This window comes from Myxococcus sp. MH1, assembly GCF_059738865.1.
This window is the reverse complement of record NZ_AP026947.1, coordinates 3,623,387-3,649,349: the sequence shown is the minus strand read 5'-3', so window position 1 is coordinate 3,649,349 and position 25,963 is coordinate 3,623,387. Positions and strand designations below refer to the sequence as shown.

General features: G+C 70.9%; 13 protein-coding genes and 1 pseudogene (1 of these 14 only partly in view). 10 read left to right on the top strand and 4 right to left on the bottom strand.

Annotation, left to right across the window (positions count from 1 at the left end):
• Nucleotides 1-8: 8 nt before the first annotated feature.
• Nucleotides 9-1,448, bottom strand: a complete 1,440-nt coding sequence (locus AC6JA9_RS14535) for a hypothetical protein (RefSeq protein ID WP_497959960.1) — start codon at nt 1,446-1,448, stop codon at nt 9-11.
• An 881-nt stretch (nt 1,449-2,329) separates the two neighbouring features.
• On the opposite strand from AC6JA9_RS14535, the gene AC6JA9_RS14530 reads away from it, so the two are divergent.
• The 6 genes from AC6JA9_RS14530 (at nt 2,330) to AC6JA9_RS14505 (ending at nt 9,517) form a co-directional block, all read left to right on the top strand.
• Nucleotides 2,330-3,595, top strand: a complete 1,266-nt coding sequence (locus tag AC6JA9_RS14530) for a hypothetical protein (RefSeq protein ID WP_141332117.1) — start codon at nt 2,330-2,332, stop codon at nt 3,593-3,595.
• Nucleotides 3,596-3,688: 93 nt separating this feature from the next.
• Nucleotides 3,689-4,516 (top strand): hypothetical protein, encoded by an 828-nt coding sequence (locus AC6JA9_RS14525; RefSeq protein WP_223746493.1) that lies wholly within the window; start codon nt 3,689-3,691, stop codon nt 4,514-4,516.
• Between the two features lie 89 nt (nt 4,517-4,605).
• A complete protein-coding gene (locus tag AC6JA9_RS14520; protein ID WP_223746492.1) occupies nt 4,606-4,938 on the top strand; it encodes a hypothetical protein in 333 nt (110 codons plus the stop codon).
• Entirely contained in the window at nt 4,935-6,092 is a 1,158-nt protein-coding gene (locus tag AC6JA9_RS14515; RefSeq protein WP_497959959.1) for a hypothetical protein, read from the top strand. Before AC6JA9_RS14520 ends, AC6JA9_RS14515 begins: the two co-directional genes overlap by 4 nt.
• Before the next feature lie 162 nt (nt 6,093-6,254).
• Nucleotides 6,255-8,492 carry an RCC1 domain-containing protein gene (locus tag AC6JA9_RS14510; protein WP_483577551.1) on the top strand — a complete coding sequence of 746 codons (2,238 nt, stop codon included), beginning with the start codon at nt 6,255-6,257 and terminating at the stop codon, nt 8,490-8,492.
• 62 nt (nt 8,493-8,554) lie between these two features.
• Nucleotides 8,555-9,517 carry a VWA domain-containing protein gene (locus AC6JA9_RS14505; RefSeq protein ID WP_497959957.1) on the top strand — a complete coding sequence of 321 codons (963 nt, stop codon included), beginning with the start codon at nt 8,555-8,557 and terminating at the stop codon, nt 9,515-9,517.
• Between the two features lie 706 nt (nt 9,518-10,223).
• Here AC6JA9_RS14505 and AC6JA9_RS14500 read toward each other — a convergent pair.
• Nucleotides 10,224-10,502 (bottom strand): annotated as a pseudogene (locus AC6JA9_RS14500) (VWA domain-containing protein); the annotation flags it as partial.
• A 486-nt stretch (nt 10,503-10,988) separates the two neighbouring features.
• On the opposite strand from AC6JA9_RS14500, the gene AC6JA9_RS14495 reads away from it, so the two are divergent.
• Both AC6JA9_RS14495 and AC6JA9_RS14490 read left to right on the top strand, forming a co-directional pair.
• A complete protein-coding gene (locus AC6JA9_RS14495) occupies nt 10,989-11,549 on the top strand; it encodes a DUF2378 family protein (protein ID WP_223783162.1) in 561 nt (186 codons plus the stop codon).
• Between the two features lie 21 nt (nt 11,550-11,570).
• Nucleotides 11,571-12,665 carry a hypothetical protein gene (locus AC6JA9_RS14490; RefSeq protein ID WP_248546433.1) on the top strand — a complete coding sequence of 365 codons (1,095 nt, stop codon included), beginning with the start codon at nt 11,571-11,573 and terminating at the stop codon, nt 12,663-12,665.
• Between the two features lie 6 nt (nt 12,666-12,671).
• Here the strand turns inward: AC6JA9_RS14490 and AC6JA9_RS14485 are convergent, their stop codons facing one another.
• Both AC6JA9_RS14485 and AC6JA9_RS14480 read right to left on the bottom strand, forming a co-directional pair.
• Nucleotides 12,672-13,364 carry a hypothetical protein gene (locus AC6JA9_RS14485; RefSeq protein WP_223746904.1) on the bottom strand — a complete coding sequence of 231 codons (693 nt, stop codon included), beginning with the start codon at nt 13,362-13,364 and terminating at the stop codon, nt 12,672-12,674.
• 350 nt (nt 13,365-13,714) lie between these two features.
• Nucleotides 13,715-14,152 (bottom strand): DUF2383 domain-containing protein, encoded by a 438-nt coding sequence (locus AC6JA9_RS14480; RefSeq protein WP_046712600.1) that lies wholly within the window; start codon nt 14,150-14,152, stop codon nt 13,715-13,717.
• A 270-nt stretch (nt 14,153-14,422) separates the two neighbouring features.
• Between AC6JA9_RS14480 and AC6JA9_RS14475 the strand changes: the two genes are divergently transcribed.
• Nucleotides 14,423-15,850, top strand: coding sequence for an MFS transporter (locus AC6JA9_RS14475; RefSeq protein ID WP_223783163.1), 1,428 nt, complete (start codon nt 14,423-14,425; stop codon nt 15,848-15,850).
• 49 nt (nt 15,851-15,899) lie between these two features.
• Nucleotides 15,900-25,963: the start of a non-ribosomal peptide synthase/polyketide synthase gene (locus tag AC6JA9_RS14470; RefSeq protein WP_497959955.1), read on the top strand. 23,521 nt of this gene lie beyond the right edge of the window; only the first 10,064 of its 33,585 coding nucleotides appear in the window; its start codon is at nt 15,900-15,902; its stop codon lies off the right edge, out of view.

Here is a 25,963-nt window from a genome sequence, read left to right as displayed (position 1 = left end):
ACGGCGGGTCAGAAGGAAGGGGGCGTGACGGAACGCACCCTTCGGGGGAATTCGCGCTCGAGCTCGGTTCGGAAGGCGATGAGCCGCTCCCGGGCGGTGAAGGGACCGCTGCCAGCGATAGCGCCGAAGAAGCGCTTGCGCACGCCTTTACGCGTCACGCAGAGCACCTCCGTGACGCACAGTGCCACCCCGCCGCCCACGGCGGGCAGCGGCCGCATGGTGTTGAAGTGGATGGGCGCGTGCCGCTCCAGCGCGGCCTCGTCCTCCACCTCCAGGGTGATCTTCGACAGGAGCGCGTTGCCGCACAGCGCGGAGGCCACCTGCCGCAGCCCCGGCGTGTAGGCGAAGCCGTGCGTGGTGAGCGACGGCATCCACCAGGGCAGCGACGGCGAGTACAGGGTGGAGAAGATGTCCTCCAGCACGCCGCCCTCCGTCCGGGTGTGCTCGAGCAGGTGGGAGACCCGCGCGGGCGTCACCGGGCCGTCTCGGGTGAGGGAGGGAATCACCGCGATGCGGATGCGCCGCCAGGGCCTTGGCACCGACGTGGGCGCGTCCGGCAACACCGGCACCAGCATCGTCGGGTTGTCCGTGCGCAACAGCCCCCCGTGGGAGCGCCCCAGCGCCCCCAGCACCGCGCACGCCAGGTTGCGGAAGTCGAGCTGCTCGGGCAGCGCCACGCGCAGCAACGGAGAAGGGTCCGAAGGCCCCGTCAGCCACTCCCCGCCGTCGGCGCCCCGGGGCCCGCGAGGCAGCCCCGCGGCAATCGCCCGCGACACCTCCATCATCGCCGTGCCGTCCATCACCAGGTGGTCGAACGCCAGCTCCAGCGAGCCCGTGGTCCGCTCCACCCGCGCCCCCAGCCAGGCGCTCGACGTCAGCAGATGGGACGTCCAGGCGCTGTCGCCGTGGCCCGCGGCGTCCACCACCACCTGGGGATGCAGCCCGTCGCGGCGCGCTTCGGAGAGCGAGCAGGGGGCGCGGGACTCGAGGAGCGCCGCCACCGCCTCGGAGGTGAGCGACGCGCCCACCAGGGGGAGCCGGGCCACCCGGAAGCCGCCTCCGGGCACGGTGACGGCCACGGTGAGCACCCCGTCATCCGCGACGCGCTGACGGGCATCCAGGCCCATGCGCCCCAGCCCCGCCAGCCAGACATCCGTGGGCTGGTTGTGCCGGCGTCCCCGCGTGCCCACGTGCCAGCGGGCCACCTGCGCGAGCAGCGCGGACACCCACCCTCCCCCCCGGGTGTCGATGCCCAGCGGCTGCACCGTCATCATGACGCGGCGCGAGCGCGGCTCGGTGGACAGGAAGCGCTCCCACGACGTCAGCTCCGGCACCACGTCCGACACCCGGCTCGCCGGGAAGGTCCGCTGCCAGCCGTCGCATGCCCCCACCAGCACCGACAGCGCCTGACGCGCCACCGGCACGAAGTGCGGGAACTTGTGCGCCATCGACTCCCGCACGCGTGAGCGGGTGTCCCCGGCACGGTGAACAGCGAACGAAGGAAAGGAACCAGAGCCGTCCATGGCACGTGTCCCGCGCAAGCGCACCGGCGAGGTGACCCACTGCATTGGCCGTGGAGTGTACCGGACACTTCCCGCCAACGGGATTCTGTCGCACGTCCTCATGTCGAGACACACCCCGCATTCATACGGGTGGTGAAGGACTCACGCCCTCATCCCCGTTTCATCGCCGGCAGGGAACCGCGACCAGCACCTCACCGAGTCCCAGCCCGCCACACGCACAGCGCGGGCCGCCCCCAAGGTCTCCAGCCGGGCGCAGCGGGACGGGACACTTCCGCTCCCAGCGGCCCGCGTGGACCGTCCACCCGGACGCCCTCCCACGTCCCTGCCAGGAAGGCTCCGGGTCCGTCTTTCGCGCCGCGCACGGGTGTGTCACCCGCCGCGCCAGGACACGACGCACACCGACGTGCGGTTTCCACGCAGACATCCCATCCAAGCACTTGCATCAGAACGACAGGCTTCACGCGCGTGTGACGTGTCGCCCCCGAGGCTCGCGCCGACCCCTCGGGAAACCCAAACAAAATCAAACTAGATTTCACTGACAAAACAACATTGAACGACAAAGTCGCTTTAACCCAACCCGCACTGGCAGTCACACCCGCAATCGGTAGGATGGGTTTGTCCAGGAAGAAGCACCCCGTCTGGACAGAGGGGGGAATCCAGCCACACAGCACCTGGCCCGGCTTCGGTGCCTGCTCGGTGACGGGCGGGTGACCGCGACGCCAGCACGCGGCTTGCGCGCCCATGGCACGCAGGCACGGGACGGGTGCGCCCTCTATTCCTCACGCCACGCAAAAGGAATGCAATCCATGAAGAAGCTTCTCGCTACCACCGCGGCCGCGGCGCTCTCGCTCACCGCGACGCAGGCGCTCGCGGCGCCCATGTCCCCGTCCGCCAAGCCCATGGCGCAGTACTTCTCCCCCACGGTCCAGGACGCGTTCACCCTGCTGGGTGACACGGACAACAACAACCTCGTCTATTACGTCCCGCGCCGCGGCGGCGTGGCCGTGCAGTCGCCCCAGACGACCAACCCCATCCCCCGCTTCCAGATCACCTCCTTCATCCCCATCTTCGGCTACTTCGCGGGCCTGGAGCTGGCGAACCTGGGTGGCTCGTTCTCCACCACCAGTGACCTGGGCGCGCTGAACCGGCTGTCCACGGAGGCCGCCGCGCTGGGCTTCCAGATCGCCCCGGCCCCGGCCAACCGCTCCACCACGCAGTTCGTGCTGTCCGGTTACGCGCCCGTCAACGGTCGCGTGGAGGTCGACTGCGACTTCGAGATCCTCGTCGTCAACGGCCGTGAGGTGCGCGTCCCCGTGTGCTTCACGCACCTGGACCCGTCCCAGCCGTACGACATCAACACCAACGTGATGTACAAGTTCAACACGCTGCCCGCCGTCAGCGGCAGCGTCGTGGCGCAGGACATCGCCTTCCAGGCGACCACCCTGCCCGGCTGGACGCCGCAGCTGCGCGCGCTGATGGCCACCGGCGCCCAGTGGGACAACATCATGACGGCGCAGATCGACTGGGACATCAAGACGCACAACCTCACCCGTCAGGCGCGCTTCACGGTGAACTGGCGCTCGCTGTTCGAGCAGGCCAGCGCGTTCGCGGCCTTCCACCTGAGCTCCTGCGTGGACATCGAGGTTCGCGCCTTCTTCGAGCGCCTGGTGACGTGTTCCGCGGAGAACGCCTGCGGCATCCGCATCGAGTACCTCGGCAGCAACGGCCAGTGGGGCCCCACCGCGCCCAATGACGCCAACTTCATCAACGTCGTGAACGCCGTCCAGGCCCGCCTCCAGGACGAGCTGTTCAACGAGGTGCGCCGCTACACCACGCCGGTCAACGGCCAGGTCTCCAACCAGACCAACTCCATCTTCACCATGCGCGCCAACTACGAGAAGCTCATCCTGGAGCGCAACGAGGTCGTCTACATCCAGTACAACCCGGGTCCCACGGACTTCACCGTCAAGACCAACCTCAACGTCACCTGCCTCATGGATGGCTTCGAGATGGGCCGCGTGAACTGGAACATGAACGACGCGGGCTGCCGCGCGCTGCTGGGCCAGCCGTAATCCGTCGCTGGCGCTGATTCGACTCCGGGGCGGAGGCCACCTTCCTGGCGGCTTCCGCCCCCCCTTTCCATCCTCACCCCAGGCCCTGCACCCATGCGATTGCTCTCGCTCTGTCTCACGCTCGCCCTGTGTCTGGCGGCAGCCCCCGCCCAGGCCCAGACGGACACGCCCCCGCTCGACTACGCGCGCACCCTTCGCGAGTCGGAGATGGTGTTCATCCCGTACATGGGCATGAACCGCGGTCCCATCTTCTATACGCAGTACGCCCAGGTCGCGACGGACTCCGTGGCCACGGTGGGCGGCATGCGGCGGCTGTTCGTGAACCTGCACCCCACCGCCCATACGCTCAACCTGTACAACGGCTTCATCAGCCGTCACGGCATCACCGACGCGCGCCTGCTGCCCACCTTCCCCGCCACCGGTTGCCAGCCGACGCAGGCCATCATCGACCTGCTCCCCGGCATCCCCGCCAGCTACAAGCCGAAGGCCGTGGGCGGCAACTACCCGCTCGTGTGTGGCATCAGCGTCCACTTCCTGCCGGCGGACGAGGCCATGGTGCGCGCCCACATCGCCGCCAACCCCGTCATCACCCTGCGCGTCAACGTGCCGCTGTGCGCGCCCTCCAGCCCGCTGCTCAACGTGCCGGGCATCAACCAGGTGCTGGTGACCAACGGCGCGCTCCAGTCGCAGCCCACCGGGGGCGTGACGGGCAACAGCTGGGACGTGCTCTTCGAGTCCGCGAAGCTCGCGCAGACCAATCCCTCGCTCTTCGTCACCACGGACCCTCAGGTGGGCTGGGAGACGTATGTGAAGGCCTTCACGCTGGACCTCGCCGCCCAGACGGCGACGATGACACCCGCGGTGGCCGGGAGCTCCTCGGCCATCTGCACGCCCGCGCCGCTGGCGCTCGAGCACGGCTGAGACGCCGCGCCCGGACATTCGAACCCTCACATCGGCAGCCGGGGGCGGACATGGCGTGGGCCATGACGCTCCCGGCTCGGGAGCTTTTCATGAAGACACGATGGGTCTGGGTCCTGATGGGACTCGTGGGCGGCATGGCGTGCTCGGGCAAGGACGACCCCGACGAGGGCGAGACGCCGCGGCAACGCCGCGCGAAGCTCCAGCGCTGCATCGTCACCCGGCTGCCCCGGCCCACGGGCTCCGTGGAGCCCACGTGGTCCGTGTCCGGCTTCGCCTTGGTGGGCGCCTACCGGGCCTGTGAGCCGGACGCGGAGCGCGCCACGGCCTCGGACTTCGGCCAGGTGGTGGAGGACATCGCGCGATGGGAGTCCGAGGACGTCTCGCGCGTGAGGCTCACGCAGCCGGCGGAGCTGGCGCCGTGAGGCGGCTGGCCGTGCTCGCGCTGGTGCTGCTCGCGGGGATGGCGTCCGCGTCCGCGCGAGGCGGGGTGGCCCAGGAGTGCACCGGGTGCCACACGTCCCAGCGCACCGAGCCCCAGACGCGCTTCGCCAACGGCCTGGGCCGGTGGACCGACAGCCAGTGCTACGGCTGCCACGCGGAGATCAACGACGTGGCCCGCAAGCGCCAGAAGCGCGAGCCGGACCCGCGCTACTTCGCGGTGCCGGTGCGCGAGGAGAAGCTCGCCCACCTGGCCACCACGCCGCTGTCGTACATGAACGCGCCGGAGCTGCTCGAGGAGCCCGGACACGCGGTGCCGCGCATCTCCGCGCGGGGCCTCGCGGCGTTCCTCAGGCGGCCGAGCACGCTCTCGCAGAAGGAGGGCAGCCGCGCCCCCCGGATGATGGCCTACCCCGCGCTCCGCCCGGGCGACGTCCAGGACATCGCCGCGCTGCTGGCCGTGCGCCTGCCGGCGAAGGAGGCGCCGCTGGCCAGGTTGACGCCGCACGAGCGCCCCGCCGCCGACGCGCTGTGGAAGGCGCGCTGCGCCGCGTGCCACACCGGCCCCCGTCCGCTCTCCGGACGCGACGGCGTGTCGCTGGGGCTCTACACGCCCGAGTGGACGTACGAGTACTGCCGCGAGCCCTCGCCCCACGCTCGCCAGGGGCGGCAGATGCCGGAGGTGCCGCTCACGCTCGACGAGGCGAAGCTGCTGCATCGCCTGTTCGACGAGCAGCGGCGCGAGAAGGAGCGCGAGCTGGATGCACGCGTCACGGGCCTCGCGGTGAAGCAGGCCGCCGCGCCGGGCCCGGTGCCTCCGACGATGCTCGCGTACCTCTGGGGCCCGTTCTTCCGGGACGCCACATGCGTGCACTGCCACGCGACGAGCCCTCGCGCCGCCAGTGCCTTCACGGCGGATGCACAGGGGCTGAAGACCTATCTGAAGAAGAAGTCCGGCGAGGAGTTCTGGCGGCGGCTGGAGACGCGCGCGCTGGAGGCCGAGCACGGCCTGGTGGCCGCCTCGCCCGGCATGCCCATGGCGGGCGTGGAGCTGCCGCCAGAGCTGCGGGCGCTCGTCGCTCGGTGGGTGGTGGACGGCTGCAAGGACACCGAAGGCAAGTCCTGGTGCCGTCGCTGACGGCCTTTGTGGGGGACGTTCGCGCAGGTTCCGCGACACCGCATGGCGCGCCCCTCGGAGCTGCGGGCGCTCGTCGCTCGGTGGGGGGGTGGAGGGTTGAAGGAGTTTCCGCAAGCAGGTCCTGGTGCCGTCGCTGACGGCCTTTGTCGGGGAGGTTCGCGCATGTTCCGCAACGCGACGTGGAGCAGTTCCGTCCGGTGGTGCGCCGTCCTGGCGCTGTGGCTCCTCGCGGGCTGCGGCGAGTGGGCGATGGCGCCGGCCCCCGCGCTGAGCCAGGTGCGCGTGCCGCTCGCCGGCCGGAGCTCCGCGTCGCGCCTGTCGCTGGGCCAATACCACTCGGTGGGCGTGCACTCGGACGGCACCGTGTGGGCCTGGGGCTACAACCGCCAGGGACAGCTGGGCAACGGCCAGCTCACCGACAGCCCGACGCCGGTGCAGGTGAGCCAGCTCACGGACGCGGTGGCGGTGGCCTCGGGGGACTACCACTCGCTGGCGCTGCGCTCGGACGGCACCGTCTGGGGCTGGGGCGACAACTACTCCGGACAGCTCGGCACGGGGACGACCAGCGCGAGCGTGCAGCCGGTGCGGGTCCAGTCCCTGACGGGTGTGCTCTCGGTGGGCTCGGGCTTCTCGCACTCCGTGGCGCTGCGCTCGGACGGCACCGTCTGGGCCTGGGGTGACAACCGCTACAAGCAGGTCGGTCCCCACTCGGCGACGAGCAACTCGCTGCCCATCCAGGTCCCCGGCCTGCGCGAGGTCATCGCGGTGGCGGCCGGCGGCAACACTTCGCTGGCGCTGCGCGCGGACGGCACCGTGTGGGCCTGGGGCGACAACCGCAGCGGTCAGCTCGGCGACGGCACGGTGACGACGCGCGGCCAGCCCGCCCAGGTGCTCGGCCTGACGGGCGTGGCGACGGTGTCCGCGGGCGCGTCACACTGCGTGGCCTTGCGCTCGGACGGCACGGCGTGGGCCTGGGGACTCAACGCCACCGGGCAGCTGGGAGACGGCACGGTGAGCAACCGCACCGCGCCCGTCCAGGTGCCGCTGACGGAGGTGATGGCGGTGGTGGCCGGCAACTACCACTCGCTGGCGGTGCGCTCGGACGGCGCGGTGTGGGCCTGGGGCGACAACCGCTACCGGCAGCTCGGCAACGGGACGCTGACGAGCAGCCGGGTGCCCATCCTCGCGGGGCTCACGGGCGGCGTCACGCTGGTGGCGGGCTTCAAGCACTCGCTGACGCTGCGCGCGGACGGCACCGTGTGGGCCTGGGGCGACAACGCGTTCGGCCAGCTGGGTGACAGCACCTTCCAGCCGCGCATGTCGCCGGTGCGCGTGGGGACGACGCAGACGCTGGGCAACCCGGGTGTCACGTCGGGCCAGCTGCACTCCGTCTACCTGGACGCGTCCGGGAATGTCTGGAGCTGGGGCGACAACGAGAGCGGCCAGCTGGGCAACGGCACGGGCGCGGACCGGCTGACGCCCGCCCTCATGGGGCTGTCAGGCGCGGTGTCCGTGGCCGCGGGCGACAAGCACACCGTGGTGCTCAAGGCAGACACCACCGTGTGGGCCTGGGGAGTCAACAGCCGGGGCGAGGTGGGCGACGGCAGCAACGTGGACCGCTCGCAGCCCGTGCGGGTCTCCAACCTCACGGGCATCTCCGCCATCTCCTCCGGGGCCCTGCACGCGCTGGCGCTGCGCAACGACGGCACGGTGTGGGCGTGGGGCTTCAACCGCTACGGACAGCTGGGGGATGGCTCCACGGCGGACCGCAACGTGCCCGTGCGGGTGACGGGGCTGACTGGCGTGACGGCCATCGCCGCGGGCCACAGCCACTCCATGGCACTGCGCTCGGACGGCACCGTGTGGGCGTGGGGCTACAACTTCGACGGACAGATTGGCAGCGGGACGAACGCTTGGCACATCGTCCCGGTGCAGGTGGTGGGGCTCACCGGAGTGACGAGCATCATCGCGGGGGGCTACCACTCGCTGGCGCTGCGCTCGGACGGCACGGTGTGGTCCTGGGGCTACAACGGCTCGGGGCAGCTGGGGAATGGCTCGACCCTGAACCTCAACGCGCCCGGGCCGGTGTCGAACCTGACGGGCGTCGTCTCCATCGCGGCGGGGAACTTCCACTCGCTGGCGCTGCGCTCGGACGGCACGGTGCGCGCGTGGGGGTTCAACTTCGACGGCCAGCTGGGAGATGGGCTGCTGGAGAACCGCCACGTGCCGGTGATGGTGGCGGGGATGAGCAACGCGGTGGCCATCATCGCGGGGGACCACCATTCGATGGCGCTGCGCTCGGACGGGACGGCGTGGGCGTGGGGATACAACGGCGAGGGCCAGTTGGGGGACGGCACGCGGGATGACCGCCTCATTCCCACGCAGGTGGAGATGTTCTGAGGCGCCACGCTTCACGGGACGGCCGTTGGGTCCCTTCCGCAGCACCCGACTAGGAGACACCCATGTTGCCTCGAAGACTGAACGGGCGGGCGCCTCGAGCGCTCGCGGCCAGCGGACTCGCCCTGGTGTTGCTGGGCGGCGCCGACGCGCGGGCCTTCACCGAGGAGCACGTCATCATCCTCATCGACCGCAGCGGCTCCATGCTCACGACGCGCGCCTCGGGCCAGACGCGCTTCGTGGAGGCCGTGACGCGGGGACGCGACTTCGTGCAGACGCCCAATGTCCTGCCGCGACGCTTCGCCGTGTGGACGTTCGAGGGGGCCACCTACCGCCGTGAGCAGGGCTTCATGGACGGGGCGTCGACGGTGACGACGCTGAACAACCTGACCTCGGGCCTGGGGGCCACGCCGCTGGCGGTGACCGTCTGCGATGCCGCGGACGAGCTGCTCCAGTTCGAGCCCGGCGTGGACGCACGCAAGGTGGTCCACCTCATCTCCGACGGAGAGGAGAACAGCACGCCCGAAGACTCGCTGTGCTACGGGCCGTCCAGCAACAAGCGCTACCCGGACCTGGAGGAGGGCTCGTGGCAGTGGAAGGTCCGCAACATGCTCAAGACGGGCGACCCGCTGCGCGACAGCCCGAATCCCTTCCAGCTCGTGTTCGACGCGGACGTCTTCTACAACCACCTCAACCTGTCGCCCTTCGCGGACCCGCTCGAATCCCCCTTCCTCGTCCTGCTCCGGGGGTTGTCGCGCGACTCGGGCGGTCAATACATGCCAATCGAGGACTCACGACCGCTTCCCATCCCGGGTGACACGGATGGCAACGGGTGCATCGACTCGAAGGACTACTACCTCATGCTCGCAAACTACGGGCTGAGCATCCCCCCTGGAGACCCCAAGGCCGACTTCAACGGAGACAAGGTCGTGGACTTCACCGACTACAGCATCGTCCTGGGCAATCTGGGCCGAGGCTGCGGGGCCAGCCCTCAGCCCTGGCTCCCCACGGGCGGCGTGCCAGAATAGTCAGCCCCGGCGTGGACCCGGCACGAAACAGCCGGCCGGGTCCGCGCCCCGAGGTCTCAGGTCAGAAGGTCACGTTGCACCGACCGCCCATCCCCCACTGAGCGATGACCATGGAGTAGTCGTTGTAGTCGACGATGAAGTCACCGTTGATGTCGGCCCGCTTGTCCCCAGGCGGAACGGTGTTCCCGAAGTTGGCGAGCACCAGGTCCAGGTCCACGTTGTTGACACAGCCGTTCCGGTCGACGTCGCCGAGCGCGGGAACCGGCTGGTTGTCCTCGACGACCGTGAGCCGCCCACCGGACTCCTCGGCGATGGTGCGCAGGTACCTGACGAACGGGCCGCCAGTGGGAGCGGGAATGCTCGCATCCGCGACAAGCCTCCCGTCCCGCGAGACCTCCGGGACCACCTCCGAGCCGCCATCCCGAAGAGTCAGGAAGCTCCCGAAGAAGGTGATATGAGAAACAATCTCATAGCCGGTCGGAGGCACGTTGGTGTTCTGGGCATTTCCGGTCCGCAGCTTGTTCCTCACCTTCCACTGCCAGGACTGGGGGTCCATCGCGGGGCTGTCCGAGCCCTGGCACTCGGAGCCAATGGGACTGTCATTCTCCTGGCCGTCGGAGCTCAGCTCGATTCGCTTCTGCGCGAAGACATTCGTACGAAACCCTCTCAGCTTGTTCACCGCCTCGCAGGCCGAGTAGGCCAGCGGGGTCGTCCCACTTCCCGCCTGCAAGGCGCTCAAGGCATTGAAGATGAGCTGGGGCTCCGTCGTGAAATCCTGATGCACCTGATATGAATTATTCTCGAACGACCAGACCGCCATGTATCGCGGCAGCGACGAACCCGCCTCCACGGCCTCCCTGGCCATCTGCATGCCCACCGCGAACCGCTGCCGGTTGTCCAGCGAGCGCACGGTCTGCATCGACCCGCTGCGGTCAATCAGGAAGACCACGTGCACCTCCTTGAAGGGAGGGAGCGGCTGCGCCATCACCACGCCTGGGCTGGCGAACACCAGCAGTCCCAGGAGCATGGCCCAACGAACGACGGCATCGTGTTTCGTCACGGGGGCATCCTTTCGTGAGGGAGGAGGGACGACCCGACTCGAAGTCCACGACTGAGCGGAATCCGTCCCCAGAACGCCAGACATTCGAGCGCTCGAACCCTGTATGCCATACAGTTTCAACCCGACCAATAAGGGGAATCACATAACATCCAAACCACACCACGGACGCCCATCCAGGACTCCATCGGACAGACACACCTTGCGATGGCGTGACACACTTTCGATGACGCCCTCCGTCACATCCAGGAGCGTCGCCGGGGCGCGATCACCTGTCCCGAGGCCCGTCGCGGTCTGCCCCCTCCTCGGAGCCCCACCGTGCGGGGCACGTCCGACAGGACTGGCCTTGGGAGGTCGGCTCCGGAGAGAATGCGCGCGCGCCGGTGGGTGGCCGGCGACCTTGGGGGAAAGCGCATGAGCCAGGAGCGCGTCATCTTCGGCAACACGGTGGACAGCCTGTATCTGAAGACCCTCGACAAGGACTTGTCCTACGACCTTCGCAACGAGCTGCGGGAGATGGGCATGGACCTGGACGGCCCGCTCCAGGCCGCCTATCCCCACGCCGTCTGGGTGCGCTGCCTGGACACGGTGGCCCGCGCGCTCCATCCGGACCGGACGCTCGAGGAGGCGCGCCGGCTGCTCGCGCGGCGCATGATTGAAGGCTACGCGCAGACCGTCATGGGCGCGGCGGTGCTCACCCTGGCGCGCGTGCTGGGCCCCATGCGCTCGCTGGGCCGGATGACGCACAACTTCAGGAGCGGCAACAACTTCACCGAGACCCGCGTCACGGTGGTGAACCCCACCACCGCGGACCTCTGGTTCAACGAGCCCGCGGCCACCGAGGGCTTCGTCGAGGGTGTGCTGGAGGAGGGGCTGCATCGCATCGGTGTCCGGGGGCTGACCATTTCCCGCACCCGTCACGACGAGGACTCCTGTACCTATCGGCTCGAGTGGTACGACCCCTCCGCTCGCTGACCTCCTTCCCCGAGCCCCTCGATGCCCCGCCTCCTCGACTCCCTCCCCGAGCTCTACCGCGAGCTGCTCCCCGGCTTCTTCCGCCAGGACGTCCCCGAGGAGACCAAGGCCACCTGTTCGAACTGCGCCATGTGCGAGGGCTCCGCCCAGGGCAGCGTGGAGGCCGTGGACGGCGTCAGCCGCCTGTTCCGCCCCGACACCAAGTGCTGCACCTACTTCCCGCGCCTGCCCAACTACCTGGTGGGCGCGCTCCTGTCGGATGAGCGGCCGGAGCTGTCCGAGGGCCGCTCGCGCATGGAGGCGCGCATCGCCGCGCGCATCGGCGTGACGCCGCAGTGGGTGAAGCCCCCGGCCAAGTTCAACTTCCTCTACAAGAACGGCACCCAGTTCTTCGGCCGGGCCGCGTCGCTGCGCTGCCCCTACTACGCGCAGCAGAGCGGCGGCTGCACCATCTGGCCCTACCGCGAGGCGGTGTGCTCCACGTTCTTCTGCAAGTACGTGGCGGGCGCGGACGGCCGCAGGTTCTACATGTCCCTCAAGACGTACCTGACGCTGACGGAGATCCAGCTGTCGCGCTGGACGACGCTCCAGCTGCTGCCCGACTACATCCTGTCCGGCAAGGACCGCCCGGAGCTGCAGCCCTCACCGCTCGCCGTCGAGGACCTGGACGACGCGCCACCTCCCGCGCGCGCCTACGCGGACCTGTGGAAGGGCTACGTGGGGCTGGAGGTGGACTACTACCGCGAGTGCCACCGGCTGGTGCGCGGGCTGGACGCCGCGGGGCTCGACAAGCTGCTCGGCCTGGACGGCCTCATCGAGCTCAAGGCGCTGGAGGCGCACCTGGGCACCGCCGTGTCCTCCCAGCTGCCTCGCACGCTCAAGTTCAACGCGGACGCCACCGTGCAGTGGATGCCCGACGGCAGCGTGGCCCTGGGCGCGTACAGCGACTTCGACGCCGTGGCCCTGCCCGGCGAGGCCTACGGACTGCTCGTGGAGTTCACCGGGCGACAGAGCGTGGAGGCCGTGCGCCACCACCTGCGCGAGCACAAGCAGGCGGACCTGTCCGAGGACGTGCTGCTGGAGCTCTACCGGCACCGCATCCTCGTGGAGGTCTAGGCTCGGCTACGGAGGGCCGGACAGCGCGCCCAGCTCCTGCAACAGGCGGCTGGACGCGTGCGCCTCCCGCCACGCGGGCACCGACGCCGACAGGTGCTCGGCCAGCCACGCGCAGAAGCCCGGGTCTCCAGCACCGAGCCACTCCGCCGACTCGGTCAGCTCCGCCTGCGCGGCCTCCCACGCCCGGCGGTAGGCGCTCGCCGAGGACATCACCTGCGTCACCGCGTGCGTGAAGGCATCCAGCGACGCCCTCAGCTCCAGCGCCGCCGAGGGCTCCTTGCCGCGCGACTCGCGCAGCCGCCCCAGGTGCAACAGCAGCCCCTGCTCCAGCGCCGCGGTGGTGCCCAGCCGCGCCTGCGCCCCGCGCAAGAGCAGCTGCAGGTCCTCGTTCAGCTCGCGCAGCAGCTCCTCCGTCGAGCGCGCCACCGGGCGGCCCAGCCGCGTGCAGACGGCCTGCCAGAGGTTGCTGTACGCGAGCAGCTCGCTGACCCCGCGGCGGACGTGAGGAGGGATGCGGTCCAGGAACTCCAGCGCGGCGCCACGCGCCTCGACGGCCAGCGCGCCGGAGCCCTTGGCCAGCTGCAGCAGCTTCCAGGCCCACGGAAGGGCCTGCTCGGTGGAGCGGAACAGCGCCTCGCAGCTCGCGCTCAGCGCGCCCGCGTGGCTGCCCTCCTTCGGCACCGCGGGGGCCTGGGCCATCTTCAAGGGCTCCGGTTCCTGGGGCTCATGCTGAACACTTCCTTCGTGCTCGCGCCGCGCGCCTTCCGACGAGGAATGTTCGCGTTCCGAAGAGCTGTCGTCCAGCCACATGCATCTCCTCCGGCCTCGTCGGCGGACCCCCGGTTATCGCACGCCCCGTCGGCAACCTCCAAGAGCCTCGCGACCCGGCATGAAGGACACCCGACGTGCGTCCCGGACGTCGACGTCCGTGGCCGTTCGGGCATTCAAAAGGTCACAGGCATTCCCGAAAGTTGAGAGCCCCAACAAAAGCGGGCCCGGACCCGCGACGCGCGCAGGCCCGGACCCAGGTGAGGGGGGCGCCCCAGGCCTCAGTGCAGGGTGTGCTTCAGGTGGCTGAGCTTCTTGTGCGTGCTCTTCTGCTTGGGCAACAGCTCCATGCGCACGAAGCGGCGCAAGTCACCGTGGACCTTGCCCGCGTTCTGCTCGTAGTCGCGAAGGCCCTTGTCCTCACCCTCCTCCAGGGCGGAGATGGCCTTGTCCTCGCCCAGGAGGTCCGCGCCGCCCTGGACCACCTTCGCGAAGACGCCCCACACGCCCGAGCCCTCCGCGGGCTCTCCGTCGAGCTGCCGGATGCGCTCCTTGAGCGCCTCCACGCGCTGCTCGTGGTCCTTCAGGCACTCCTCGAGCGTGCGCCGCCGCACGTCGTGCTCGATGTGCCCCATCGCCTGGCGGTAGGTCTCCACCGCTGAAATCTCGCCCCGCAAGAAGGAATTGAGCGTCTCGACATCCTTGCCAGCCTGAGCCATCGACGGCCTCCTGGTGAGGGTGAACGGATTGCTGTTCCAAGAAGTTGAGGCGCGGCCGGCGGCTCGCAACGAGGGCCCCCTCCCCCGCCACCTCCCCCGGGCCACACGCACCGTCCGTGTTTCCACGCGGGCCGGCGCGACTGTCCGGGTAGTCTGTTTGCAAGAATGCGTCAGGGCTGTGAAGCTGATCGCAGAGTACCCCGGTTCCTGTGCCGTGCCCCTGGCCCGTGGGAAGCTGGCCAGGCAACCCAGCTCGCTCCTCCTCGACGAATGACCGCCCCGTCGCCTGCTTCACCGTCGCGCCCGCTGCTCACGTTCGCCCTGGTCTGGCTGGGTCAGTTCGTCTCCCTGTTCGGCTCCGGGCTGACATCGTTCGCGCTGGGCGCGTACGTCTACCAGCTCACCGGCTCCACGACGCGCTTCGTGCTCATCTCGTTCTGCGCGACGCTGCCGTTGGCGGTGTTGTCGCCGTTCGCGGGCGTGCTGGTGGACCGGTGGGACCGGCGCAAGGCGATGCTCTGGAGCGACGTGGGCTCGGGCGTCACCACGGGGCTCATCTGGACGCTGCTGGTGGCGGACAACGCCGGCTGGCTGAAGTTCCAGAGCTGGTACATGTACCCCATCGTCCTGCTGGGCGGTTGTTGCACGGCGTTCCGGTGGCCCGCGTGGCAGGCGACGACGCCGCTGCTCATCCCCAAGCGGCACCTGGGGCGCGCCAGCGGACTGGCGGAGCTGGGCGCGGCCATCAGCCAGATTGCCTCGCCGGTGTTCGCGGGCGTGCTGGTGGGCAGCATCGGCCTGCACGGCGTGCTCTTCATGGACGTGCTGAGCTTCCTGTTCGCCGCGAGCGTGCTCGTCGCGGTGCGCTTCCCGTCACCACCGCCGAGCGCGGCGCGGGCTCCGGGCCAGCGCTCGATGCGCGCGGAGCTCGCCGAGGCGTGGCGCTTCGTGCGCGAGCGGCGGGGGCTGACGTACCTGCTGTGTTTCACCACGTTCACCAACGCGAGCATGGCGCTGGTGCTGCTGCTCATCACGCCGCTGGTGCTGAGCTTCACGGACGTGAAGAACCTGGGCGTCATCGGCTCCGTGTCCGGCCTGGGCATGCTGGCCGGGGGCGTGCTCACCAGCGTGTGGGGCGGCCCCAAGCAGCGCATGCGGGGCGTGGCGGGCTTCCCGCTCATCGCCGCGACGATGTTGCTGCTGGCCGCGCTGCCCCCCAGCGTTGCGTTGCTCGCCACGGCGGCGATGCTGTTCCTGTTCTCCATGCCGCTCACCGCGGCCAACTCGCAGGTGCTCTGGCAGACGAAGGTGCCGCTGGAGATCCAGGGCCGGGTGGCCGCGCTGCGAAAGACGGTGGGCCAGTCCGCGGTGCTGCTGGTCACGCTGGTGGCGGGTCCGCTGGCCGACCGTGTCTTCGAGCCGTGGATGGCTCCGGGCGGCGCGCTGGCGGACAGCATGGGGCGCCTTCTGGGCACCGGCCCCGGCCGCGGCATCGCGCTCCTCTTCGTCGTCATCGGCCTCACGGTGTTGTGCGCCGTGGGCCTGCTGCTTTCGTCCCCTCGCGCGCGGCGCGTCCAGGAAGAGCTTCCGGACGTGATTCCCTCCCATCCGCTCGCCTCGACGCTTCCTTCCGAACCGCCCGCGGCCAACGCCGTGCCCGAGAACAGGCTCTCGGCGACGGGGAACACCCCGTCTTGAGCACGTCGCGGTTCTGGCCGTCCGCGCCCATGTATCCACTGGAGTATCCGTGAGCACGCGCATCGACTCTCCGACGTCCGTCGGCCCCGTCACCCCATCCGACGCCCCCGTGGCCGCCTCCGGCTCGCCGCTGGTGGTCCTGCGCGCCGGTGACGAGAAGACTCCGCCGCTCTACCTCGTGCATCCGCTGGACGGCCGGCTGGACTGCTACGCCGCGCTCGCCGGGCACGCGCCCGCGTCCCAGCCCGTGCTGGGCTTCCAGGCGCGAGGCCTCACCGACGGCCGCGCCCCGCTGGAGTCGCTGGAGGCGATGGCCGTCTTCTACGTGGAGGCGCTGCGCGCCGAGCGGCCCGAGGGGCCCTACCACCTCGCGGGCTGGGCGCTGGGCGCCGTCATCGCGTGGGAGATGGCACGCCTGCTCCAGCGCGACGGGCACGCCGCGCGGCTCACGCTGCTCGAGCCGCCCCCCGCGGCACCCGACCGGAGCGTGTCCGCCACCGCGCTCGCGGCCCACGCGGCCCTGTTCGCGAGGGACCTGGCGCTCCAGGGGGGATTGGCTCCGCTGGAGCTGCCCGCGGCGCTCACCACGGGAAAGGACCCGGAGCCCCTGCTCGCGCACCTGCATGGCGCGGGGCTGCTGCCCGAGGGCACGCCCATCGAGTCCCTGCGCGCGCGCTTCAAGGTCTTCTCCGCTCACCTGCGCGCCGCCCGCCGCTACGTCCCGGAGCCCTTCCCCGGCTCCGCGCTCGTGGTCCGCGCCGCGGAGGCCACCGGGGCCAGCGACACCGAGCAGGACCGGGGTTGGGCGGTGCTGGCGGAGGAGGGCTCACGGCTCGAGGTGACGCCGGGTGACGGCTACACGCTGCTGCGCGAGCCGCACGCGAAGGCGCTCGCCGCCCGGCTCTTCGACGCCGCGCGCGCGGGCGAGGGGCCCATCCCCACGGGGCATGGCGACGGCGCGCCGCTGTCCTACGCGCAGCAGCGGCTGTGGTTCCTGGACCAGCTCCAGCCGGGCAGCCCCGCGTACAACATGTTCTACGGACTGCGCTTCACCGGGCCGCTGGAGCACGCGCTGCTGGAGCGCGCCTTCACGGAGCTGACGCGGCGCCACCAGACGCTGCGCACCACGTTCCGTGCGTTGCCGGAAGGCCCCGTGCAGGCGGTCTCCGAGCCCGCGCCGTTCAGCATCCCGGTGGTGGACCTGCGCGCGCTGTCGCCGGAGGAGCGCGACGCCCAGGCCCAGCGCCTGGCGGACCAGGCGGCGCGCACGCCCTTCGACCTGGCGTCGGGACCGCTCTTGCGCGCGACGCTCTTGAAGCTGGACGCACACGAGCACGTGCTGCTCATGGTCATCCACCACATCATCTCGGATGGGTGGTCCATCGGCGTGCTCACGCAGGAGGTCCCCGCGCTCTACCTGGCCTTCGCGCGGGGACAGCCAACGCCGCTGCCCGAGCTGCCCGTGCAGTACGCGGACTTCTCCGTGTGGCAGCGCGGGTGGCTGACGGGGGACGTGCTCGAGTCGCAGCTGGCGTACTGGCGCACGCAGCTGGCCGACGCGCCGCACGCGCTGGAGCTGCCCACCGACAGGCCCCGCCCGCCCATCCAGACCCTGCGCGGCGACATGCTGCGCGTGGACATCCCGGAGAAGCTGGCGCCGGCCGTCTACGCGCTGTGCCGCGAGGAGGGCGTCACGCCCTTCATGGTGCTGCTGGCCACGTTCCAGACGCTGCTGGCGCGCTACTCCGGCCAGGACGACATCATCGTCGGCTCGCCCATCGCCAACCGCACGCGCGCGGACCTGGAAGGGCTCATCGGCTTCTTCGCCAACACGCTCGCGCTGCGCGCCCGCTTCAAGCCGGGCATGACGTTCCGCGAGCTGCTCCTCCAGGTGCGCGAGACGACGCTGGGCGCGTACGCGCACCAGGACGTCCCGTTCGAGAAGCTGGTGGACGAGCTGCGTCCGGAGCGGGACCAGAGCCGCACGCCGCTGTTCCAGGTGATGCTCGCCCTGCTCAACACGCCGAAGGCGGTGGGCCAGGACGACGGGAGCTCCGCGCTGAAGGTCCGCCCGCTGGACGCCATCAGCGGCACGTCGAAGTTCGACCTGACGCTGCTGATGTCCGATGACGGCACCGCCTTCCACGCGGTGTTCGAGTACAACCTGGACCTCTTCGACACGGCCACCATCCAGCGGATGGCCACGCGGCTGGTGCGCCTGCTGGAGGCCGCCGTCTGCGAGCCGGGCCAGTCCGTCTTCCGGCTGCCCCTGCTCGAGGACGCCGAGCGCCACCAGCTGCTCGTCGGCTGGAACGACACGTCGAAAGGCGACTTCACGCCCTCGCCCATCCACGTCCCCGTGGAGGCGCAGGCCCGCCGCACGCCCGACGCCGTCGCCGTCACGGATGGGACCCACGCGCTCACGTACGCGGAGCTGGACACGCGGGCCAACCAGCTCGCCTGGCACCTGCGCGCGCGCGGCGTCGCGACCGGGAGCACCGTCGGCATCTGCCTGGAGAAGTCGCTCGACATGGCCATCGCCGTCCTGGCCACGCTCAAGGCCGGGGCCAACTACCTGGCGCTGGACCCGACCTACCCCTCCGAGCGCCTGGCCTACATGCTCGCGGACACGCTCGCGCCCGTGGTCCTCACGCACTCGAGCCTGAAGTCCGCCCTGTCCTTCCTGGAGTCCACCCGCGTCATCACGCTGGATGACGAGGCGGACGCGCTCGGGCAGCAGCCGCGCCACGCGCCCGGCATCGACGTCCCGGTGGATGCCACCGTCTACGTCATCTACACCTCCGGCAGCACGGGCCTGCCCAAGGGCATCGTCATGCCCCACCGCGCGCTGAGCTCGCTGCTGACGTGGCAGGTGGGCCAGTCGGCGCTGCCCGGGGCCACGACGCTCCAGTTCGCGTCGCTCAACTTCGATGTCTCCGTGCAGGAGCTCTTCTCCACCTGGTGGACGGGCGGCACCGTCGCCCTGCCCACCGGGGCGCTGCGCCAGGACATCCCCGCGCTGCTCGACTTCATGCACCAGCAGGGCGTCGCGCGGCTCTTCCTCCCGTTCGTCGCGCTGCAGGCCATGGCGGACGCCGTCGCCCACGGGGCCACGCTTCCCACCGCGCTGCGCGAGGTGGTCACCGCCGGCGAGCAGCTCCAGGTGAGCGCCAGCGTCGTGGCCTTCTTCGAGAAGCTCCCGGGCTGCTCCCTGGAGAACCAGTACGGCCCCTCCGAGGCCCACGTCGTCACCGCGTTCCGCCTGCGCGGCGAGCCCGCGGCCTGGCCTCCCCTGCCGTCCGTCGGAAGCCCCGTGGGCCACACGCGCATCTACCTGCTGGACGCGCTGGGACAGCCGGTGCCCGTGGGCGTCGCCGGTGAGGTGTACGTCGGCGGTGAGCACCTGGCGCATGGCTACCAGCGCAAGGCGGACGTCACCGCGCGCAGCTTCGTGCCGGACCCGTTCTCGCGGACGCCGGGCGCGCGGCTGTACCGCACCGGTGACGCCGCTCGCTGGCGCGCGGACGGGACGCTCGACTTCCTGGGCCGCCTGGACTCGCAGGTGAAGCTGCGCGGCTTCCGCATCGAGCTGGGCGAGGTGGAGACGGTGCTGCGCTCCGCGCCGGGGCTGCGTGACGCGGCCGTGGTGGTGCGCGAGGACGTCCCGGGGGACCGGCGGCTCGTCGGCTACGTCGTCTCCGCCTCGGACGCGGCGCCGGACGTCGAGGCCCTCCGCGTCTTCCTGCAGGAGCGGCTGCCCGAGTACATGGTGCCCAACGCGTTCGTCGCGCTGGAGGCGCTCCCGCTCACGCCCAGCGGAAAGCTCGCGCGCAAGCGGCTGCCCGCGCCGGACGCGGAGAGCCTGCGCGGCGGCGCCTTCGCCCCGCCGCGCACGCCGCTGGAGGAGAAGCTCGCGACGCTCTTCGCGGACGTGTTGCACGTGCCGCGCGTGAGCGTCACCGACAACTTCTTCGCGCTCGGGGGGCACTCCCTGCTCGCCACGCAGGTGGTGTCGCGCGTGCGCTCCGCGCTCGGCGTGGAGCTGCCGCTTCGCACCGTCTTCGGCGCGCCCACCGTCGCGGCGCTCGCGGCGCAGATCGACACGATGCTGCTGATGTCGGGCAAGCGGCAGCCGCCTCCGCTCGTCCCCGTGCCGCGCTCCGGGCCCCTGCCGCTGTCCTTCGCGCAGCAGCGCCTGTGGTTCCTCGACCAGCTCCAGCCCGGTACCGCGACGTACAACATGCCGTCGTTCGTCCGGCTGGACGGACCGCTGGACCGCGCCGCGCTCCAGCGCGCCTTCGACGAGCTGGTGCGGCGTCACGAGGCGCTGCGCACCACGTTCCTCCAGCAGAACGACGAGCCCTACCAGCTCATCGCACCGCAGGGCGAGCTGCCCGTGACGCACGTGGACCTGAAGGCCCTGGAGGCCGAGGCGAAGCAGCGGGAGGTGGAGCGCCTGCTCCACGAGGAGTACCTGCGCCCCTTCAACCTCTCCACCGGGCCGCTGGTGCGCGCGCTGGTGCTGGAGCTGACCCCGACGGAGCGCATCCTCGCGCTCAACATGCACCACATCGTCTCCGACGGTTGGTCCATGGGCGTGCTCGTCCAGGAGGTCGGCGCGCTCTACGGCGCGTTCGCGATGGGGCTGCCGTCGCCGCTGCCCCCGCTGGCCCTCCAGTACGCCGACTACGCCGTGTGGCAGCGCGACTGGCTCCAGGGCGAGGTGCTGGAGCAGCAGCTCGCGTGGTGGCGGGGACGGCTGGGCGGAGTGCCGCCGCTGGAGCTGCCCATCGACAAGCCCCGGCCTCCGGTGCAGACGTTCAACGGAAGCCAGGCACCCATCACCTTGAAGCCGGAGGTCTCCCGGCGGCTGAAGACGCTGTGCAACCGCGAGGGGACCACGCCGTTCATGGCGCTGCTCGCCGCGTGGCAGCTGCTGCTCTCGCGGCACACGGGCCAGGACGACATCGCCGTCGGCTCTCCCATCGCGGGCCGTCAGCGCGCGGAGCTCGAGGGCCTCATCGGCTTCTTCGTCAACACGCTGGTCTTCCGCGCGCGCGTGGATGCGCGGGCGTCCTTCCTGACGCTGCTCCGGCAGGTGAAGGAGAACGCGCTCGGCGCCTACGCGCACCAGGACGTCCCCTTCGAGCGGCTGGTCGAGGAGCTCCAGGTCCGCCGGGACCTGAGCCGCAGCCCGCTGTTCCAGGTCCTCTTCGCGCTCCAGAACACGCCCGGCACCTCCGCCCAGAAGCAGGACACGGCGCTCGAGCCCGTGGAGGTGAAGGACACCGTCATCAAGTTCGAGCTGGAGCTGAACTTCGTGGACGGGCCCGAGGGGTTCCTCGGCGCGCTGACCTACAACACGGACCTGTTCGAGCACGCCACCATCGCGCGCATGGCGCGGCACTTCGAGGTGCTCGTCGAGGCCGTCGTCACCCGGCCCGACGCGCCCCTGGCCACGCTCTCCATGCTGCCGGAGGAGGAGTCCCGTCGGCTCCTCGTCGACTGGGCCTCCACGCCCGCCCGCGTCCCGGTGGACGTCACGCTGCCGGAGGTCTTCTCCCGCGTGGCGGCCGAGCGGCCCGACGCCACCGCGCTCCTCTTCGGCGACACCACCGTCACCTACCGGCAGCTCGACGAGCGCTCGAACCAGCTCGCCCGGCACCTGCGCTCGCTCGGCGTCACCACCGACTGCCGCGTCGCCGTCTCGCTGGAGCGCTCGCCCGAGCTCATCGTCGCCCTGGTCGCCATCCTCAAGGCCGGCGCGGCCTACGTCCCGCTCGACACGTCCTATCCGCGGGAGCGGCTGGTCTTGATGCTCGAGGACTCGCGCCCCGACGCGCTCGTCACCACGGGCGCGCTGCGCTCCCTGCTCCCCGCAGACGGGCTCACGTGCGTGCTGCTCGAGGAGGCCCCGCTGGACGGCCTCGCCTCCACGCCGCTCGCGCCCGCCGCGCACCCGCATTCGCTGGCCTACATCGACTTCACGTCCGGCTCCACGGGCAGGCCCAAGGGTGTCGCCTGCACCCATCGCGGCGTCATCCACACACTGGTCGGCATCGACTACACCCGCTTCGGGCCCGAGCAGACGCACCTGATGCTCGCGCCCATCTCCTTCGACGCCTCCACGTTCGAAGTCTGGGGCGCGCTGCTGCACGGCGCGCGGCTGGCCCTCCTGCCGCCGAGGACGCCGTCGCTCGAGGAGCTGTTCCAGACTGTCGCCCGCCACGGCGTCACCACGCTCTGGGCCACCAGCGGTCTGTTCTCGCAGCTCGTCGAGAGCCGCCTCCCCGTGCCCGCCTGCCTTCAGCGCCTCCTCACCGGTGGCGACGTCGTCTCCGCGTTGAACGCGCGCCGCGCCGTGGCGGACTGGGGCATCCAGGTCACCAACTGCTACGGCCCCACCGAAATCACCGTCGTCGCCACGACCTTCACCGTCGCGAGCCCCGACGACGTCGGCGTCTCCGTCCCCATCGGCCGTCCGACGAACGGAACGCACCTGCGCGTCCTCGACGCGTCGCTGCAGCCCGTGCCCGTCGGCGTGACGGGGGAGCTGTTCATCGGCGGTGACGGCCTCGCGCGAGGCTACGTCGGGCAGCCCACCTTCACCGCGGAGCGCTTCGTCCCGGACCCGTTCTCCACCGTGCCCGGGGCGCGCCTCTACCGCTCCGGCGACCTGGTGCGCTGGAGGCAGGACGGCGCGCTGGACTTCGTCGGCCGCGCGGATGCGCAGGTCAAGGTCCGCGGCTTCCGCATCGAGCTGTCCGAAGTCGAGGCGGGGCTGCTCTCCCATCCTGCCGTGCGCGAGGCCGTGGCCATCGCCCGCGAGGACGTCCCCGGCGACAAGCGCCTCGTCGGCTACTTCGTCTCGGACGAGCTCGACGCCGTCACGCTCCGGGCCTTCCTCAAGTCGCGACTGCCCGAGTTCATGGTGCCGTCGTCCCTGCTGCGGCTCGAGGCGTTCCCGCTCACCGCGAACGGGAAGGTGGACCGCAAGGCGCTGCCTCCGCCCGAGGCCGTCCTCACGCCGACGTCCTCCGCCGAGCTCGTCCCGCCGCGGACGCCCACCGAGGAGCGGCTCGCCACGCTCTGGATGCAGATCCTCCGCGTCCCGCGCATCGGCGTCACCGACGACTTCTTCGCACTGGGAGGACACTCCCTGCTGGCCACGCAGCTCGTGTCGCGCATCCGCACGGCCTTCCAGGCGGAGCTCGCGCTGAGGGAGCTGTTCGAGGCGCCCACCATCGAGACCCTGGCCGCCCGGCTCGACGCGATGGCGCTCGCGGGCAGGGGGCCGGTGCGTCCGCCGCTGCTCCTGGTGCCGCGCGATGGCGCCCCGCTGCCGTTGTCCTTCGCGCAGCAGCGCCTGTGGTTCCTGGACCGGTTCCAGCCCGACAGCCCGTTCTACAACGTGCCGTCCGCGCTCCCCCTCGACGGAGCGTTGGACCTGGACGCGCTGGAGAAGGGCATCCAGGCGCTCGTGCAACGACACGAGGCCCTGCGCACCAGCTTCCACGTGCAGCCGGACGGCGTGCCCTTCCAGCGCATCCACGAGCACGCGGAGCTCCGCCTCCCCATCGTCGACCTGAGCGCGCTTCCGGAAGCGGAGCGCGAGGCCCGGGCGTTCGAGCTGGCCGCGGCCGAGGCCCAGAAGCCCTTCGACCTGGGACAGGCGCCCCTCCTCCGCGCCTCCGTGCTGCGCCTGTCCGACGAGCGCCACGTGCTGCTCGTCACCCAGCACCACATCATCTCCGACGCGTGGTCCAACGGCATCATCTCGCGCGAGATTGTCGTGCTCTACGACGCCTTCGCGCGCGGGCAGCCCTCTCCGCTGCCGCCGCTGACGTACCAGTACGCGGACTACGCCGTGTGGCAGCGAGGCTGGCTGCAGGGCGAGGTGCTCGCGCGGCAGGTCGGGTGGTGGAGGACGCAGCTGGAGGGCGCGCCGCGGGTGCTGGAGCTGCCCACGGACAGGCCCCGGCCGCCCGTGCAGACGGCGAACGGCTCGACGCTCAACGTGCGCCTCGGACGCGAGCTCACCGCGCGGCTCCAGGCGATGTGCAAGCGCGAGGGCGTCACGCCGTTCATGGCGCTGCTGGCCTCCTTCCAGGTGCTGCTCGCCCGCTACTCCGGTCAGGACGACATCGTCGTCGGCTCGCCCATCGCCAACCGGCACCAGTCCGAGGTGGAGGGAATCGTCGGGTTCTTCGTCAACACGCTCGCCCTGCGCGCCCGGCTCACGCCCGGCCTGAGCTTCCGTGAGCTGCTGAAGCAGGTGCGTGACACGACGCTGGGGGCCTATGCCCATCAGGACGTGCCCTTCGAGAAGCTGGTGGAGGAGCTGCGGCCCGAGCGCGACCTGAGCCGCTCACCGCTCTTCCAGGCCCTGCTCGCGCTCCAGACCTACGAGCGCACCGGCGGCGACGGCGGCGACTCCGACACGCTGGACGTGGACAGCGGCACCGCCAAGTTCGACGTGTCCCTGCTCCTGTTCGACTCCGGCAACGACATCGGAGGCATGCTCGAGTTCAACACGGACCTGTTCGACCGGAGCACGGCGGAGCGGATGCGGTCGCACTGGACGCGGCTGCTCGCGTCCGTCGTGGGCGGCCCCGAGCAGTCCATCTGGAGCGCCCCGCTGTTGGCCGAGGAGGAGCGCGGCAGGCTCCTGGTCGACTGGAACAGCACCGCGAAGGGACCGCACACCGCCACGCCCATCCACGAGCCCGTGAGCGCGCGCGCCAGGCTCACGCCGGACGTCATCGCGGTCACCGATGGGACGAGCGCGCTCACCTACGCGCAGCTCGAAGGCCGTGCCAACCAGCTCGCGCATCGGCTGCTCGCGCTCGGCGTCGAGGCGGGTGTGCCCGTGGGCATCTGCCTGGACAAGTCGTTGGACATGACCGTCGCCGTGCTGGCGTCACTCAAGGCCGGCGCGTCCTACCTCCCGTTGGACCCGAACTACCCCGCCGAGCGCCTGGCCTTCATGCTCGAGGACTCGGCGACGCCCGTCGTCCTGTCGCACTCCACGCTGCGCGCCTCGGTGCCCGCGTCACGCGCGAGGCTCGTGCTGCTGGATGAGGAGGCACAGGACCTGGCCACCCGGTCCACGCACGCCCCGGAGGTCTTCGTCTCGCCGGAGTCCCCCGCCTACGTCATCTACACGTCGGGCTCCACGGGCAGGCCCAAGGGCGTCGCGCTGCCGCACCGCGCGCTGAGCCACCTGCTGACGTGGCAGCTGAGCCAGTCGCCAGTGCCCTCGGCGACCACGCTCCAGTTCGCGTCGCTCAGCTTCGACGTCTCCTGCCAGGAGCTGTTCTCCACGTGGTGGGCCGGCGGCACGCTGGTGCTCCCCACGGGAGGACTGCGTCAGGACATTCCCGCGCTGCTCGACTTCATGCACCGGCAGGGCGTCGCGCGGCTCTTCCTCCCCTTCGTCGCGCTCCAGGCCATCTCGGACGCCGTCGCGCACGGCGCCACGCTGCCGGTCGCGCTGCGCGAAGTCGTCACCGCCGGTGAGCAGCTCCAGGTGACGCCCGCGCTGGTGGCGTTCTTCGAGCGGCTCCCGGGCTGCATCCTGGAGAACCAGTACGGCCCATCGGAGACGCACGTCGTCTCGGCGTTCCGACTCCAGGGCCCTCCCGCGTCCTGGCCCCGGCTGCCGTCCATCGGCGGCCCGTTGCCGCACACGCAGCTCTACGTGCTGGACGCGCTCGGACAGCCGACGCCCGTGGGCGTTCCCGGCGAGCTGTTCATCGGCGGCGCCCACCTCGCGCTGGGGTACGCGGGCCGCCCCGAGCTGACGGCGGAGAAGTTCGTCCCCCATCCGTTCAGTCCCACGCCGGGCGCGCGGCTCTATCGCACGGGCGACTCCGCGCGGTGGAAGGCGGACGGCACCGTCGAGTTCCTCGGCCGCCTGGATGGTCAGGTGAAGCTGCGTGGCTTCCGCGTGGAGCTGGGCGAGGTCGAGTCCGCGCTGCGCGCCCTCCCGGGCATCCGCGATGCGGCCGCCACGGTCCGCGAGGACGTCCCCGGCCTCAAGCGCCTCGTGGGGTATCTGGTGCCCGCGGCCGAGTCCGCGTCGCCGGGCCTCGAAGCCCTGAGGGCCGCGCT